This window comes from Limnobaculum zhutongyuii, from assembly GCF_004295645.1.
GTDB classification, from domain to species: Bacteria; Pseudomonadota; Gammaproteobacteria; order Enterobacterales; family Enterobacteriaceae; genus Limnobaculum; species Limnobaculum zhutongyuii.
This window is the reverse complement of sequence record NZ_CP034752.1, coordinates 3,642,192-3,659,018: the sequence shown is the minus strand read 5'-3', so window position 1 is coordinate 3,659,018 and position 16,827 is coordinate 3,642,192. Positions and strand designations below refer to the sequence as shown.

The 16,827-nt window shown below is 46.3% G+C and carries 12 protein-coding genes and 1 pseudogene; 7 read left to right on the top strand and 6 right to left on the bottom strand.

Going from position 1 to position 16,827, the window contains the following annotated elements:
• Position 1: 1 nt before the first annotated feature.
• From EKN56_RS16310 to yjgA, 6 genes are all read right to left on the bottom strand, one after another.
• Complete coding sequence (locus EKN56_RS16310; protein WP_130592757.1) at positions 2–1,480, bottom strand: sigma-54-dependent Fis family transcriptional regulator; 1,479 nt, start codon at positions 1,478–1,480, stop codon at positions 2–4.
• Between the two features lie 260 nt (positions 1,481–1,740).
• On the bottom strand, positions 1,741–3,381 hold the full coding sequence (gene phsC / locus EKN56_RS16305) for a thiosulfate reductase cytochrome B subunit (protein WP_130592756.1): 1,641 nt from the start codon (positions 3,379–3,381) through the stop codon (positions 1,741–1,743).
• 10 nt (positions 3,382–3,391) lie between these two features.
• On the bottom strand, positions 3,392–3,823 hold the full coding sequence (locus tag EKN56_RS16300; RefSeq protein WP_130592755.1) for a cytochrome c3 family protein: 432 nt from the start codon (positions 3,821–3,823) through the stop codon (positions 3,392–3,394).
• A gap of 17 nt (positions 3,824–3,840) precedes the next feature.
• Positions 3,841–5,463 (bottom strand): flavocytochrome c, encoded by a 1,623-nt coding sequence (locus tag EKN56_RS16295; RefSeq protein ID WP_130592754.1) that lies wholly within the window; start codon positions 5,461–5,463, stop codon positions 3,841–3,843.
• Between the two features lie 19 nt (positions 5,464–5,482).
• The gene (locus EKN56_RS16290; protein WP_246019863.1) at positions 5,483–7,159 is read right to left on the bottom strand and encodes an HAL/PAL/TAL family ammonia-lyase; all 1,677 of its coding nucleotides are present in this window, start codon (positions 7,157–7,159) and stop codon (positions 5,483–5,485) included.
• Between the two features lie 245 nt (positions 7,160–7,404).
• Complete coding sequence (yjgA, locus tag EKN56_RS16285; protein ID WP_130592753.1) at positions 7,405–7,962, bottom strand: ribosome biogenesis factor YjgA; 558 nt, start codon at positions 7,960–7,962, stop codon at positions 7,405–7,407.
• Positions 7,963–8,179: 217 nt separating this feature from the next.
• On the opposite strand from yjgA, the gene pmbA reads away from it, so the two are divergent.
• From pmbA to EKN56_RS21660, 7 genes and pseudogenes are all read left to right on the top strand, one after another.
• A complete protein-coding gene (pmbA, locus tag EKN56_RS16280) occupies positions 8,180–9,520 on the top strand; it encodes a metalloprotease PmbA (RefSeq protein ID WP_130592752.1) in 1,341 nt (446 codons plus the stop codon).
• Positions 9,521–10,466: 946 nt separating this feature from the next.
• Positions 10,467–11,318, top strand: coding sequence for an HlyD family secretion protein (locus EKN56_RS16275; protein WP_168189675.1), 852 nt, complete (start codon positions 10,467–10,469; stop codon positions 11,316–11,318).
• Positions 11,315–12,241, top strand: coding sequence for an ABC transporter ATP-binding protein (locus EKN56_RS16270; protein ID WP_130592750.1), 927 nt, complete (start codon positions 11,315–11,317; stop codon positions 12,239–12,241). Before EKN56_RS16275 ends, EKN56_RS16270 begins: the two co-directional genes overlap by 4 nt.
• 3 nt (positions 12,242–12,244) lie before the next feature.
• The gene (locus tag EKN56_RS16265) at positions 12,245–13,375 is read left to right on the top strand and encodes an ABC transporter permease (protein ID WP_130592749.1); all 1,131 of its coding nucleotides are present in this window, start codon (positions 12,245–12,247) and stop codon (positions 13,373–13,375) included.
• 102 nt (positions 13,376–13,477) lie between these two features.
• Positions 13,478–14,362 carry a UbiA family prenyltransferase gene (locus tag EKN56_RS16260; RefSeq protein ID WP_246019861.1) on the top strand — a complete coding sequence of 295 codons (885 nt, stop codon included), beginning with the start codon at positions 13,478–13,480 and terminating at the stop codon, positions 14,360–14,362.
• A 17-nt stretch (positions 14,363–14,379) separates the two neighbouring features.
• Positions 14,380–15,494 (top strand): annotated as a pseudogene (locus EKN56_RS21665) (hydroxymethylglutaryl-CoA reductase); the annotation flags it as partial.
• 243 nt (positions 15,495–15,737) lie between these two features.
• Positions 15,738–16,754 carry a phosphotransferase gene (locus EKN56_RS21660; RefSeq protein ID WP_407656561.1) on the top strand — a complete coding sequence of 339 codons (1,017 nt, stop codon included), beginning with the start codon at positions 15,738–15,740 and terminating at the stop codon, positions 16,752–16,754.
• Positions 16,755–16,827: the final 73 nt, after the last annotated feature.

The window sequence follows — 16,827 nt, the reverse complement described above, 5'->3', positions numbered from 1 at the left end:
TTCAGTTTCTGTTTTGGGCTTCCTGACTAAATATATCCTTAGTAATACCCAGCTTTTTCATTTTGCTATACAACGTATTACTGTTAATTTTAAGTATTTCTGCTGCACCACCTTCACCGGATATTTTTCCGTTGGTTTGTTTCAGCGTTTCAATAATATGCCTTTTGACGATTTCGTTAAGAGGGAGAATAGGCTGCCTGATATCCGGATAATTTCTGTCATATTCTCCGGGTTTAATATCTAAAATATTGGCCCCGGAAGAGATAATTGCTTTTTCCAGGCGGGCAATTAACTCTGAAATATTTCCCGGCCAGTCATAGTTTAATAGTGATTGTTGAAAGCGGGTAGAGAGCAGCGGTAACTTGTGTTGGCGAGTTTTTCCCAGCTTTAATAAGTAGTGGGTCACTAATTCCGGAATATCTTCACGGCGTTGCCTTAAAGGAAGCAGAGTCACGCTAAGGCAGAATAAATTATAATAGCGAATACACCTTAATAAATTAGCAGGGTCGGTATGTGCCGGTTTCAGTTGGGTTTGAGTAATCAAAATTCTCGTGCTATTACCTTTCTCTTTATAAATCTGAATATTTCTAATTAACTGACAGCATATTGCCTCTGGCAGACATTCAATATTTTCTATCAGTAACGTTCCTCCATTAGCATATTCAAACAGGGTGTTATCTGTCAGCATGGCTTCGGTTAACGTTATTACCCTAGTGCTTTGATCTGGCGAGGTAATAAATAGCGTCAGGGTTTCTGCATACAGCGCCGCTAGCTGTGACTGTGGACCGGCTGACTGTTGATACAAATGGTGCGCCAGCATCGATTTACCACTGCCTTTTTCACCATAGATCATAACGGCCTGTTGGCTTTTCGCGATAGACGGAAGCCGGCTAAACAGTGCCGCCATCGGGCTGTTTTGGGCAGAGATAAATCCTTCCGGCAGTTTTCCCCGATTGTCCGATGAGGGCAGGTGAGAATACTGGGTGTGAGTTTTTTGCTCACTAATCAACTTAAGTTGCGACAGTGCACGTGATGCTAACAGAGAAAACGATCCGCGCAGTGATTCCACCAGTTCAGCGTGTTCTGGCTGAAACGCATTGCTCTTATAACTAAAAAAGACCACGGCACCCAATCGAATGTCATCCACCTTCAGACGCATTACAATGGCTGACTTCACTTTACGAAAATGATGCTTAATCACGTAGTCAGTCAGCGGATCGTCAGCCAGTCGGTTAAGAATCGTGGTGGTGAAGTTATCGCTCACAATAAATCGCGACAGAACATGAATCGGGATGGATAACACATTCAGCTTTATTCGACTGCGGTTGCGGGTAGCAAGGGCTAAAAACTGAATGCTTTGGATATCATCACGGTAATAGTTAAGAAAAATGCCATCAATAGGAAACGTCTCCGGCGCAGCCTGAATACAGGCGGAGATCGCTTTCTCGAGTTGAAGAGTACTGCACAGGGCTTCATGCATGGTGGCCGTTCCTTAGTAAGCTATCGCGATAATTTCGACTGAAATATAGTCGCCTGTAGATAATGTAGGCCCATATAACCCATGCTTCTCTGATTTAACTCAAAGAGAAGAGCAAATGTTTCTAAATGTTTCAGTTGATTGTAAATGACTGGTAACTCAATTATTACAATGAGTTAAATAAAGTTAATTTTGGATTTGTCGTTTGGGAGTTGACGTAGAAATGAATTCCCCCGGTATAACCCGGGGGAGATATAACCGTTTTACTGCTTATCTCCACCATTTTTATGACGGTGATAACCATCCAACATTCCCTTCAGCAAAGCTGAAAGACTATCGCCCGTGGTACACAGATAGAGGTGAACCAGCAGGAATAATAATGACACCGAGGCCAGCAGATAGTGACTATAGGCCACCAACTGTTTACCCGGCAGGCCAAATACTATTTCAGGGGTGTATTCCGGATACAGCATCAACAGGCCCGTGACGATAAGTAATGGCACCATCAGGTACATTACGCCGACATAGCCTAACTGTTGCAGAGGGTTAAATTTGCTCTGCGCTGAAGGGTGCTCCGGATGGGCTTCTCCACGGAAGATACCAAACAGATAATAGCGAGTTTGACGCAGCAGACGCCCCAACAGACCATTAAGTTTCACCACATAGTGATGACCATTACCCAGCAGGTTTACCGCAATAAACAGTACCCACACGGCACACAACGTGAGGCCGGTGATATTGTGCAGATCGGCCCAGGTTGCCAACTCACCCTGACTAAAGTGCATCGCAATGCCCGATACCAATAGCAGAATAAAACAGAGCGCGTTTAGCCAGTGCCATATCCGAACCGGTAAGGTATACAGATAGGTCTTATGCCATTGACCGCCAGACTGTGTTTTGCTGATGATCAGACGCAATAAACCATGTAATGCAAGCATAATCAGCAGGGCAGCCGCCAGCCACATAATGGCGCGATCCAGTCGTACATCACCGTTAGCGCCAATCAGATAGCTGTTGTTAAACAGTGACCCATTCACCCATTGAATCTCTTGTTGGGCCGGAATCCCACCCAGTGAGTTCAGCTTCTCCTGTAGCGATTTATCATCAAACAGCCCCTGATTCAGTCGGCTGCCTGCGATGTTTTGCTCCGTTGGTGCAAAATGGCGGCGTTGAACCAGAATAGACTCGTCGCTGTGGCATTGATTACAGCTGACGCTCTCTTTTGCCGGCACGATATTGTGCAATGTCAGATCGTTGCTGCCCGCATGGCAGTCAATGCAGCGTAATGAGCCCAGGTGCAAAGCGGCATTAGGAATAGAGGCGTGAGTCAAATCCTGCTCTGTTACTTTTTTGCCGCCAGACAGCGCCTGATATTCTACCGCTCTGGTGTGACAGTCAGTACACAACGCATTAGAGGAGGCAACCTGTTGCACAGTAGGCTTGGTTATCACACTGCTTTGCATGGTATGTGCATCATGACAGGATTCACAGCTGAACTTATTCTTTCCATCCTTCTCAGTTTTGCTGATGTGAACACTGTTTTTCCACGCATCGGTAATTTTGTGCTGTACCAGCCCATGGCAACTTTCACAGCTGTTGGTCGCGACAGTCGTTTGCGTATGAGGAAGTGCCTCAAATCCGGCATTGCCTTGTTCACTCTGGTGGCAGGCAACACAGGGTACCGTGGCGTGAACGCTCTCCTGATAGGCTTCTTCTGCAATAAACAGTTTTGCCCCTGCATTATCAGAAGTGACCGCATGGATATCACTGTCACTATGGCAACTCAGACACTGACTATTGTTGACTTCAACTGCCAGCGGTCCATGGCTAAGAGTGAGTAACCCCAGCAGACTCAGTGAGCGGATCAGGTACCCCAGCCATTTCCCCATTGATATTGTTTTCATAACATCCTCATCAGGGTTTCATATTCGGGTATTTGAATAAATGGCAGCTGTTGCAATAGACCTGTGATGGCTTGTGTTCGCTATGGCAGGTGCTACAGGGAACATCTTTACCGTAGTGAATCGAGTTATGCGGATTAGGTTCCGGATGACCCTCTTTTGACTTCGGTTCCGTCATAGCGGCAATTTGATCGAGGCTGCCGTGACAGGTCAGACAATTACTGTCGTTAGCTGGTGTGGTTGGCGTTTTAGCGCCGTGACAAAGCTGGCAACTGGCATCGCGGCCTGTTGCCGCCAGCGGCTGATGGTAAGGTTTAATGGTAATGTCGCTTAACTTTTGCTGAAATGCTTTTGCGTCGTCAGCCGTTGGCTTATCGTTTTGCGCCCATACAGAAAGGCTAAATAGCGCAACTAAGATGACGGCGATACGTTGATAGATAGACATAAGTTTCTCCCGTCTCCTCAGGCGTTATCTGAATCTGAAGTGCTAAACAATGGGTTGGCGGTTTGAGTGGCGACATGAGCACCGGCAATACGGCCCAGTACTAACCCATCAGCAACAGCACAACTGCCTAACCGGCTGGCCCCATGTGGACCACCGGTGACTTCACCTGCGGCATAGAGCCCCTGAATAGGGTTACCCGAAAGTGAATTTAACACTTGAGCATTTGGGTTAATCTGTACGCCACCCATGGTGTAATGCACTTTGGGCCAGACGCGAACGGCAAAATAGGGGCCTTCTGCCAGTGAAATTGCCCGACTAACATCTTTTCCTAAGCGATCGCCACCGCCGTTGGCAACGGCGGTGTTGTACTCATCCACCTCTTTTTGCAAATTGTCATAAGGGAGAGAGAAGTGATCTGCCAACTGTTTCAGAGTGTCAAACTGCCAGGCAACCTGATATTTCAATGCAGCAGGCAAACTTTGGGCATTTTTGGCCCCTTCCTTATTGGTGAAACAGATGGGATACACGGGATTTCCCTGCTCATCGCGCTGAGCAAGAATGGCATCTTCACGCGCTTTACGGTCAGCCAGCTCGTTGGTAAAACGTTTACCGGTACGCGCATCCACCATAATTCCCATCGGGTAACCGGCAATAGTATTAAACTGAGAAACGTTACCGAAGCCTTTCTCATCCGGAGATGACCAGGGCCCCAGTTGAATCAGATCGAGCTGTACCGGCGTTGCACCAATTTTTAGCATCGCCAGAATACCTTCTGCGGTAGCACCCTGATGGTTAGTGGTGTCTAAGTCGCTAACCAGCTGAGGGTCCTGAATCATGCGAAAACGCAGGTCGTTGCTAAAGCCGCCGCTGCACATAATGACCCCATAGCGAGCGCCATAGTTTTTTTGTAACCCGGAGTTTTCATCGGGAAAGTAGTAGTTCTCTTTTACTTCAATACCAACCACGGTTTGCTGATTATCCTGAATAAAGGATTCAAACTTGCAGCGAGACTTAAAGATAATCCCCAGCTTTTGTGCTGATTGACGCATCGGCATGATGATTCCGGCACCAGAACTCTCAACCGTTTGCAGGGTACGGGGAACAGAGTGTCCCCCGAAATGTTGAACAAAAGGTTTGTACCGGACACCGTGTTTAAGCGTGAACTCATAGGCTTCCTGAGTGCCATTAACTAATACGTGCAGAATGTCCCGATGATTCAACCCACGTCCCGCTTTCAGCATGTCCTGATACATCAGCTCCGGAGAATCCTGAATACCCGCCTCTTTTTGCTGTGGCGAACCAGCAACGGCGAAAGCGCCGCCGTTAATGGTCGAGTTACCGCCAAATACTGCCATTTTCTCTATAACCAAAACGCTCAGTCCGTGACTTTTCGCCTCCAGCGCGGCAGCAAGGCCGGCAAAGCCGCTGCCAACTACAATCACATCATAGATTTGATGAAAACGAGTTCTGCCGCCGGTAACTGTCTCTGGCACATTGATCGTTACCGGTGTTGCCTGAGCGGGTGCCATAGCCAGAGACATAACACCTCCCGTTGCCAGCAGCGCTCCTTTCGTCAGGAAGCTGCGCCGGGTTGGGTTATTAATGCTGTCTGGCGGTAACGTTTTTTTGCTGTTACTCATAATAATTCCCTTTCCACCTCTATTTCTGGCTGTGATAACCGGCAACAAGATCGGCACTGTTTTTGATGTCATCGCTGTAAATACGGTCCTGATCGACAAAAGGAACCACTTTGCGATAAGCCTGATACAGCGCTTCAGTCTGTTTCCCCATTGTCATCTTCGGCATGATCGTTTTGCGTAAATCGATAGCCTGAGTGGAATGCAGCAACTCCAGGCCATATATCACATTCATATTGTCGACGATGCGCTGTAAGCGTTGAGAGGCATACAGATTATTGGTGAAGGTATCTTCAATGGTACCAGCCATGACTTGTCCATCCAGAGAGACCGGGTTAGCTAAATCAACAATCTGAGAATGCAGAGCAACCTGAGGTTTCTGGATCGCACCAAATGCATGGCCGGGGTTATCTTTCGCGGTCAGAAAACGGCTTAAACCGGTGAAATGATCGTCGGATAAATGCAGCGTGCGCTGCACGCTATTATGGGAAAGATGACCTAATGACAGCGACAGTTTTTGTACTGCTAAAGCCAGCGGCAATGGCTCAAAGTTGGCGCTGGGGTAGATGGCTCCTTTAACGTCTTTGCCCTGTACGTAGTACTGTTTAACCTGGCTATTGTCTGCGTACTCCTGAGTGGCATCCAGAATCACGGCAGGGTTATCGTCAGAGCTATTCATTTGAACCGATAGCATCTGCTGAGCATTAACCAAATCGCGTTTTGCTTCGTTTAAGGCAAACACGGTAGTGCGGAAAGAGAGCGGATCTTGCAGCGGGCGAGCATCATTTTTCTCCCACAAATAGGAACCGGTCAGAACATCACGGATTGATTTAGCACTGTCATCCAACCCGGAGAATGGGCGAACGTTAATATTTTGTGGTAACACCGGAGAGACATTACCGTTTAGCCCTTCCAGACTAAGACCAAATACCACTGGGGTAATATCGACAATCTGTTGTGCATCCATAATCGCTTTTGCAGAGTAAGCGGTAGAGATAGCGTTGGTGGACAGAATGGAAAGGGCATCTTTACCAATAGGGTCCAGCGGGGTGATACCGGCATTTTTTAGCGCTTCTTCGGCAGGAATTACCTTGTTGTTTACGCTAACGCGCCACTCTCCCATCATGGCATCCCCGATATGGGAGGCTAAAGTAATGTCCGCTTCCCCTACCGAACCCTGAGACGGCACTACTGGCGTAATGCCCTGATTGAGGAATTTCTCATACAGTTCTGCCACGTAAGGCTGAGCGCCGGTCGCGCCGGTTAGCATCGTGTTTAGACGAATCACCATGGCCAGACGAACCATATCAACCGGCATATCCGGACCAACTCCTGCTCCGTGGGCGCGTAGCGCGTTACGGTTAAAGGCTTTGGATGCCTCCATCACTTCAGGACTTAAACGACCGTGGGCATCGAATAACGATTTGTCTTTGTTCAGGCCAACGCCAACGGTTAAACCATAAACCGGTACGCCCTGTTCTGCCGCCAGCATCAGTAGCTGATTTGATTTTTTTACCCGTTCCATAGCCGCAGGGTCGATTTTTACACTCTTACCCTGCGCAGCGACGCTCCAGGCATCGGCCAGAGTCAGGTTATGCCCGTTGAGTACCAGTGATTCCTGTGCCATTAAGCTTCCACTAAATAAAGAGCCAGCGACCAGAGCACCGGTAACAAGGGTGAACATTGTGTTATTTTTCATTTTTTGATTCCCCATAATAAAGTTATGGGTATTCTAATTATTTATAGGTAGGTGGACTTAGAGGTTACGGGCACATCCAGAGCGGGGATTTTTGATATTTCGTTACTGGCGATCGGAAAAAGTGGCGTAAAGAAGAGCGCCTGTAGTGAGTGGCTATTGAGGATTTAAAATGAAGGTGAGAGTTGAAACATGAGGTTACCAGCATTCCTGAAGCCAGGAGTGCTGGTAAATCTGCATTTGGATGATTATTCCTGAGAGGCTTCAGCCAACTCTTTCAAATACTGGAATATTAAACGTGAATTTTTCGGTGGTTTATTTCCTGCACGCTCTTTTTGTGCGGCACGTACCAGTGAACGCAACTGCTGGCGGTCACCGTGAGGATAAAGCTCCAATACATCAGAGATGGCATCATCACCGTGGTCTATCAAGCGGTCGCGCAGGTTCTCCAGCTTATGGAATAGCGATACCTGTTGGTTATGGCGGTTTTTTAGCTTATCCAACGCGGTTTGAATGGGTTCCACATCACGTGAACGCAACATCTTACCAATCAGCTGGATTTGGCGGCGATAGCCTTCCTTTTTAATCCGCTGTGCCAGATTAATGGCGGCGCGCAGATCTTCATCCAACGGAATACGTTCCAGAGCGTTTTTACCCAGCTTAACTAACTCGGTGCCGAGATCTTTGAGTACTTCAGCGTCCCGTTTAATTTCACTTTTGCTGACCCAAATGATCTCATCGTCTTCCTGCTCTTCGCCGGGAAGCTCGTCATCAAGCCATTCGTTGTCATTATCGAATTTATTCATATTGTTACTTAACCTAAATCAGGATGCTTAAAATGGGTAATCCATTAATCTCTTTCTGTTTTTCCATTATTATAGGATAAACAGCGTCCGAATAGGCTAGTGCCGGGGACGAAATCTGGAGATTAATCTTAACAGGTTGTTGGCTTTCTGCGAAATCGGACGCATATCCTGTTAAACTTCATTCAATTCTTTTCTGATGATGGCAGAGCCCTGAACAATGAAAATAGTCACTCAAGTTGCAGAACAACGTAAAATGTTAGAGCAGGCGGTTGCCCAGGCACTGGAGCTTGCTAAAGTCGCTTCAGACGCCGCGGAAGTTGCCATTAATAAATCTACCGGTATTGGCGTATCGACCCGGTTTGGTGAAGTGGAAAACGTGGAGTTTAACAGTGATGGTGCGTTAGGCATTACGGTTTATCACCAGCAACGTAAGGGCAATGCCTCGTCGACGGATTTAAGTCCGGACGCTATCGCCCGCACCGTTCAGGCCGCGTTGGATATTGCTCGCTATACTTCACCGGACCCTTATTCCGGGCTGGGCGAACGTGATCTGATGGCTTTTGAATCGCCGGATTTAGACCTGTTCCACCCAACGGAACTGGATGCGGAACGTTTTATTCAACAGGCAGCACTGGCAGAGCGTAGCGCTATGTCAGCAGACAGCCGTATTACCAACAGTGAAGGCGGCAGCTTTAACAGCCATTATGGCATCAAAGTTTATGGTAACAGCTACGGTATGCTGCAAAGCTACTGCTCCAGCCGTCATTCTATGTCGTGCTGTGTGATTGCCGAACATAATGGTGATATGGAGCGTGATTATGCTTACACCATTGGTCGCGATATTGTCGATTTAAAAAGCGCTGAGTGGGTAGGGCAGGAGACCGCACGCCGTACGCTGGCGCGTTTGAATCCGCGTAAACTGGCAACCATGCAGGCACCGGTGATGTTTGCTGCTGAAGTGGCCACCGGGCTATTCGGGCATCTGGTTTCTGCCATCAGCGGTGGAAATATTTATCGCAAATCCTCTTTCTTACTGGATCATTTAGGTCAGCAGATTCTGCCGGACTGGCTGACCATTGGTGAATATCCACATCTGCTTAAAGGAATGGCTTCAACGCCGTTTGACAGTGAAGGTATTCGTACTCAAACCCGCGATATCGTCAAATCCGGAGTACTGGAAACCTATCTTCTGACCAGCTATTCAGCACGTAAATTAAATATGACCAATACAGGTCATGCCGGCGGCATCCATAACTGGCGTATCAAAGGCCAGGGAAATGATTTTGATGCCATGTTAAAACAGCTGGATCGCGGTCTGTTAGTCACTGAACTGATGGGACAGGGCGTTAGTACGGTAACCGGTGATTACTCCCGTGGTGCTGCTGGCTTCTGGGTTGAGAATGGCGAAATTCAGTATCCGGTTAGTGAAATTACCATTGCTGGTAACCTGAAAGATATGTTCCGTAATATGGTCACCATTGGTGATGACATCGAAACCCGCAGTAACATTCAATGTGGTTCCGTTCTGCTGGAGCAGATGAAGATAGCGGGTGAGTAAGCGGATATTGCCAGAAAACTAGCAATAAGATGAGTAGCTGGTTACAGTAGCCTGAATTTATGTCATGTTGCTGTACCAGCTCTGCTTACCAACAAATGTAATAAATCTTTATCAGATAGCGACTCTTACACTTCTCATATCAGGTTTTGCCACTTTCTCCTTTATTTATATTCTTTTTATTGAAGATGCTGTTTACACCTTGTTTGATAATCAATTTATTATTCGTCATTATCGAATTGTTTTATTCAAAAAAAACAAACAAAGATAATAATTAAAAATTGAACTAAAATAAGTTAATTTAAGTAAATTTAAATTAATATATTTATATTTCCCTATATGAATTTGGATTAAATTTTATTGATTGGGTAATTAAATTAATTTTAAAATGATTTAATAAAATTAGTATAAAACTTAATTATTTTAAAAGAAATTAATTAATATCATTTTGTTTTCTGATTATTATTTGTAACAACCTGATATGTTTAATTATTTCTAAATTAATTTCACATTATATAATTGTTTTTAAATGATAATTTGATCATTTCTTGTTTTTAATCTAATTAATTAAAATATAAGGCATTATTGAGACGGTGTTTATTGTAAATAAATTTAAAAAACACAATGGTTAACAATTGGTTATATTGATTTTAGTTTTCTTAAAAATATATTTATTAGAGCTCAATGGTATTTTGATGACTTGTTTATTGTTGTGACGCATAATAAAAATAAAGGTCTAAAAATAATTAATAGATAATTCAGTATGTGAAATTTCTTAATCCCACTATTTAATATTATGGAAAAGGATAGTTTCCTGATGTTCTCTTTTTCGCTAAAAAATGCCATTAATATGAAAAGGCTAATAACCTGCATTTTATTTTCCAGCCTGATCGCTGCTTGTGATAATAAGAATGATCTGTTGATCCAGTGGTATGTCGAAGGGGATTTTATGTATATTGCTGCCCCAGCGCCTGGCGTTCTAAAAATACTCGACGTTAAAAAAGGCGATCGTATTCAACCAGATGCTTTATTGTTCTCTTTGGAAAATGAAAGTGAAACTCAGCGCTATTTACAAGCGCAGCATCAGCTCGATGTAGAGCAATCAAATCTTGTTGATTTACAGTCCGGCAGAAGAAAAACAGAATTAGACGTTTTACGCGCCCAGCTTAACGGTGCCATAGCAGCAAAACGACTCGCCTATTCAAAATTAGCCCGCAATGAGAAACAGGCGAAAAGCGGTGCTATCTCTGAGTTTGAGCTGGAAACGCACCGCTCTGATTATAATCAAAAAGCCGCGGTGGTTGAGGAGCTACAAAACCGTCTTTCCGCTGATAAATTGCCCGCTCGTGATGCCCAGCAACAGGCGCAAATAGCCCGTATTGAAGCGGCAAAGTCAGCGCTTAATCAAAGCCAGTGGGCGCTGGACCAAATGACACGCTCTGCCTCAGTTACTGCACAAGTATTTGATACTTTTTATCAGGTTGGGGAGTGGGTTCCTGCGGGAAGTCCGGTTGTCAGCCTGTTACCGCCGGGTAAGCATAAAATCCGCTTTTTTATCTCTGCTGCACAGCTCCCTCAGGTAAAAGTCGGAAAAGAGATTAAAGTCATAGTACAGCTGGGCTCTGAGCCGATTGGTGCAACGATTGATTATATCTCTGCCGACGTGGAGTACACCCCGCCTGTTATCTATAGCAATGAGCGCAGGGATAAGCTGGTTTTTCTCATCGAAGCTAAAACTTCTGAAAGTCAGGCGAGTGATTTACATCCTGGAATGCCAGTAACGGTGGACCTTTCATCATGAGTGGCCTGGCTATCAGCGTCCAGAATATGAATAAATATTTTGGCGATCGCCATGTGGTCAAAGATCTCTCTCTGGAAATTAATACCGGCAGGATCTGTGGTTTTCTCGGTCCTAACGGCAGCGGTAAAACCACCTCTATTCGTATGATGTGCGGCCTGTTGACACCCGATTCTGGTACCGGACACTGTCTTGGTTTTGATCTCTACCGTGAAAAGGAAACCATCAAACGCCATGTGGGCTATATGACTCAGCATTTTTCTCTGTGGGAAAATTTGACGGTACAAGAAAATTTGCGCTTCATCGCCCGGTTACAAACCATTCCCCGGCGGGAGAAAAAAGTCGAAGAGATTTTGCAACAGATGGGGTTGCAGGATTATCGCCATCAATTAGCTAAACGGCTATCCGGAGGCTGGAAACAACGGCTGGCACTCTCCGCCAGCCTGCTGCATAACCCAAAACTCTTACTGTTGGACGAACCTACCGCAGGGGTTGATCCTAATGCCCGGCAGGAATTCTGGCAGATATTGCACCAATTAGCAGACAGCGGCGTCACCATTTTGGTGAGTACTCACTATATGGACGAGGCAGAACGCTGCCATCAGATTGCCTATATTGCCTACGGCAATTTGTTGGTTCAGGGCAGTGTGGATGAGGTGATTAAACAGCAGCGGCTTATTACCTGGGCAGTGCGTGGTGAAAAGCTCAGCCATCTGGAACAGCAGTTGATACAGCTGCCTGGCGTTGAACATACCACTCTGCTGGGCAATGTATTGCACGTCACCGGTAGCGATCCTTCGCAGCTTGACCAGTCACTGGCTCCATTCCATCAGGATTATCTTCTGGCTCAGGTGGATACCGGACTGGAGGACATTTTTGCTCGCTTAATTAAGCAGCACCAACAAAGTACGGTCGTCAGGAATTAACCCATGTATCTATTTTCTATAACCCGCTGGTGGGGAATTGTCGTCAAAGAATTGCAGGAGTTACGGCGCGATGAGTTAAGCGCCGGGATGCTGATTATTATTCCTTTGATGCAAATTATTATGTTTGGCTACGCCATTAATACGGATCCACACCATTTACCCACCGCGATTATTGATGCGGACAAAAATGTAATGAGCCGCAGTATGTTGTATGCACTGCACAATTCCGGCTATTTCTCTTTTCAAAAAGAATTTACCACCGAGCAACAGGCCGCAGAGGCGCTGGCACAGGGAAAAGTACAATTCGTTATTAGTTTTCCTGCTGATTTTACCCGCAAAATATTACGCGGTGAAAAAGCCAGTATGATTATTGAAGCCGACGCCACAGATCCAGCAGCTATCACCTTACCCTTAATGACAGCAAATATGCTGTCGGAGCTGGTGCTAAAAAGAAATCTGCCTAAAGCACAGCAGCCAGTGGCGCCACTGGTTTCTATTGATGTGCGCCAGCATAAGCTATTCAACCCGGAAGGGATTACTCAATACAACATTGTTCCCGGGCTGCTGGGGATTATCCTGACCATGACGCTGGTATTGATGGCGGGCCTTGCCATTGCCAGAGAAAGTGAAAACGGCACCATGGAGAGTCTGTTGGCAACGCCAGCGACCCCCTTAGAGGTGATGATTGGAAAAATTACCCCCTATGTGATTATTGGTAGCGTTCAGTCCGTGGTGATCTGCTTTATGGTGGTTTATCTGTTTAATGTGCCAATTCTGGGGGACCTGTTTTCGCTGTTTATCGCCATTTTGCTGTTTATCGCCTCCAGTCTGGCGGTGGGCATCGCGCTGTCCGCTTTTGCTAAAAATCAGCTGCAGTCAATGCAGTTAACCTTCTTCTATTTTTTGCCGTCGGTGTTGCTGACCGGATTTATGTTCCCGTTTCGGGGGATGCCAGAGTGGGCACAGGTTATTGGTTCGTTTTTACCCCTGACTTATTTTCTTCGGCTGATTCGCGGTGTGATTCTGAAAGGTAACACTATTTTTGAAATGTGGTCCGACGTTTGGCCTCTTATTGGGTTTACTTTCGGATTTATGCTGCTCGGTCTCTACTTCTATCACCGCACTTTGGATTAATTAATACCGCTACCCCGTTGTTCAAAACCAGATGAGAGCTATTTATGAAAGATAATGGAATATATAAACAACCGCTGATACGGCGCTTTATGCTATGGATACATGAACGTTTTCCTCTGCCAAATGCCCCCATTCTTTTTCCTGCTGTTTATTGTCGCTTATGCCGTAGCGGCCAGTTCAGAAAAGAGAGAGGTAATGTTCTCATGGAATATTATTTTAGGTTGTCTGGTGTCCTGGTCCTATTTTCTGCTGCTGCGGATTTTTGACGAACATAAAGATTATCTGATTGATTGTGAAAATCATCCCCAGCGGGTACTGCAACGGGGATTGATCACGCTTAAACATCTGAAAATTGTTGGTGCAGGTTGTATTGCATTGCAGCTCTTCGGCAGTATGGCCATTGATGGGGGGATCGGTGGAACAACTTTAGCCTGGGTATTTCTGTTTATCTGGACTTGCCTGATGGGCAAAGAGTTCTTTATTGGTCAGTGGCTCAACCAATACCTGACCTGGTATGCCATCTCTCATATGTTGGTTATGCCGTTAATCATCTGGTGGCTGGCCAATATAGCGGTTCCGGGCGTTACGCTCAGCATTCCGATGCAAATATTGATGCTGCTCTCTTTTACCGCCGGATTTATTTTTGAAATCACGCGTAAATTTAAAGGTCCGGATGAAGATCGGAAAGAGGTGCCTACCTACTCTTCAATTTATGGCATCAAAACGGTGTTTATCGTTCTGGTCGTACTGATCTCTGTAATGTTACTCATCCAGCTATGGTTGATTATGGCGACTATCGGCAATCTTCCTTTCTTGTCTCTAATTTCGTTAGTCATTTTCTATATCTTAAGCCTGTATCAACTCAGGTCGTTTTTACGCCACCCCTGCGTTCGCAACCGAAAGCGTAATGAAGCCATTGTTGGCCTCTACATGGCCGTTGGTTATCTGGTTTGTGCAATAACGATTTTCACTGCCATAAACGTTTGATATTTGCAGGATTTTTTATGTCGATAAAAGAGCTATCACCACGTCATCTGTATACCTATACAGAAAAAGCCCGGCAACAGCGTCTGGCCTATCTGTCAAAACACGCCCAGTGTACGCTGGATAAGGTTGCCCATAACTCATTTGATGCCACTGCGCTGTCCAACACGATTGAAGGGTTTATTGGCTCGGTGGAAGTCCCTGTGGGTATTGGCGGTCCGCTGCAAATTCATGGACTTCACGCTCAGGGAATGTTTTATGCCCCGTTTGCGACCACGGAAGGCGCCCTGATTGCTTCTATTTCACGGGGGCTACCGCGATTACCCGTTCGGGTGGTGCAACGGCTCGGGTACTGGGCCAGCGTATGATGCGGGTTCCGCACTTTGAATTTCGCAGTGTGATACAGGCGATGGCGTTCAGCCATTGGGTGGTTAACTACCTTGATGAGCTACGCAGCGAAATTGCTAATCACTCGCGTTATGCACAATTGGTGGCCTTAACGCCCCAGATTATCGGACGTAGTGTACATCTGCATTTTATCTATGAAACCGCCGCTGCCGCCGGACAGAATATGACCACAACCTGTACCTGGCACGCCTGCCAGTGGATTCACGATAGGTTGGCAGCGACGACAGACCTGAAACCTCATCACTTTATGATCGATGGTAATTTATCCAGCGATAAGAAAGTCTCTTATCAATCGCTGATTCACGGTCGGGGCACGCGGGTCATTGCTGAAGTTCATTTAAGTGCAGAAGTGTGCAAGTCCATCCTGCGCGTCACTCCGGCTCAGTTGGTTAATGCTTATCACCATGTGGCAGAAGGGGCGGTGGCAGCCGGTATGGTTGGCATGAATATCAATGTAGCTAATGTAATTGCTGCCCTGTTTACCGCTTTAGGACAGGATATTGCCTGTATCCATGAATCTTCTGTTGCTCATTTACGTATGGCGCTGAACGACGATGGTGCGCTTTATTGCAGTATCACATTACCTTCTCTGGTCATCGGTACCGTTGGCGGCGGAACTCACCTCCCTCATCAGCGTGAGTGTTTGAATATGTTAGGTTGTACCGGGCCGGACAGCACCAGTAAGCTGGCTGAAATTATTGCCAGCTACTGTCTTGCGTTGGATATTTCCACCTTGTCCGCTATTGCCGCCGATGAATTTGCTAAATCTCATGAAAAGTTGGGGCGTAATCGTCCACACCTTGCAGCCGCTCCTTCTACCTTAGCGGATCTCAATGTGGCTTTCTTTCACTCCGCATCTTATAACCCGGTTTGGGGCAGTAAACCGCCGGTATCCGTTGATATACCAACAGGTTCAGACGATAAACACAGCTTGCTGACCACCCTAAGCTCGCAGCATTCGAACAGGCTGATGGGACTGTTTCCCGTTACCCTGACCAATACGGCGCGACAGGATATTCCGGTAATGCTGAAGCTCAAGCCACTGGATCAAGACATCTTCACCATGATGAGGTTTCTTGCCGGGAAGTGTTCTCCTGCTCTGTTGCAGGCTATTTCAGATTCGACACACCTGATAGAGTTTTTTAATACTCACAGTCGTGAAGTGGCCGTGATGAATCAGCAGGACCCACGCCTGACACGCTATATGCCAACGATTTATGGGGTTATTCGTGATGACAAAACGCGAACCTATGCCTTGGTTGAAGAGCAGCTCCGCGATTTAGTGTTGATGGATTCCACCAACGACATCGACTTATGGCAATCCTGCCATATTGAAACGGCCATTGCCGGTATTGCAGAAATTCATGCCGTTTGGCTGGGACAGGAAGGGGCCCTGCTACAGCGATTCCCTGAAATTTGTTTACAGGGTAAAGAGAACACCTTAGCGCAGCGTCCTCTGTTATATGCATTTGCTGATTTTATGGCGCAAAACCTAGCCCACTACTTTACCTCTTCCGATCGCGACTATTTCCTGTCATGGGTAGAAAGCGCAGAAATCTGGTGCAGCGAAATTGAGCAGATGCCGCGTACTCTGGTACATAACGATTTTAATCCGCGCAATATTGCCTTCCGTCAGCTTGATGGGCGACTGGAGCTATGCACCTGGGATTGGGAACTGGCTACTTTGCATCTGCCTCAGCGGGATCTGGTCGAGCTGCTGGTTTTTACTCAGCAGGCAGACATTAGTGCTGAAACGGTGAGGTACTACCTGGAACTTCATCGCCAGCAGTTAGAACAGCATAGCCAAAGCGCCATTGACCCTATTCAGTGGCAAAGAGGCTACGTGCTGGCGCTTCATGATTTTTGGCTACGGCGTATTCCATTTTATTTAATGGCTCACCACGTCAGCCAGTATCCGTTTATCGATCGAGCTATGCAGACCCTGCGTAAACTTATTGAGCTGACGCGGACTTCGCTTCAGTCATAGCTCCACGTCATTCATTTTAGCTAAGGAGAAGCGTGCAAGGTTTGTCAGTTTATTCAGTGAATTCTGTTGGATA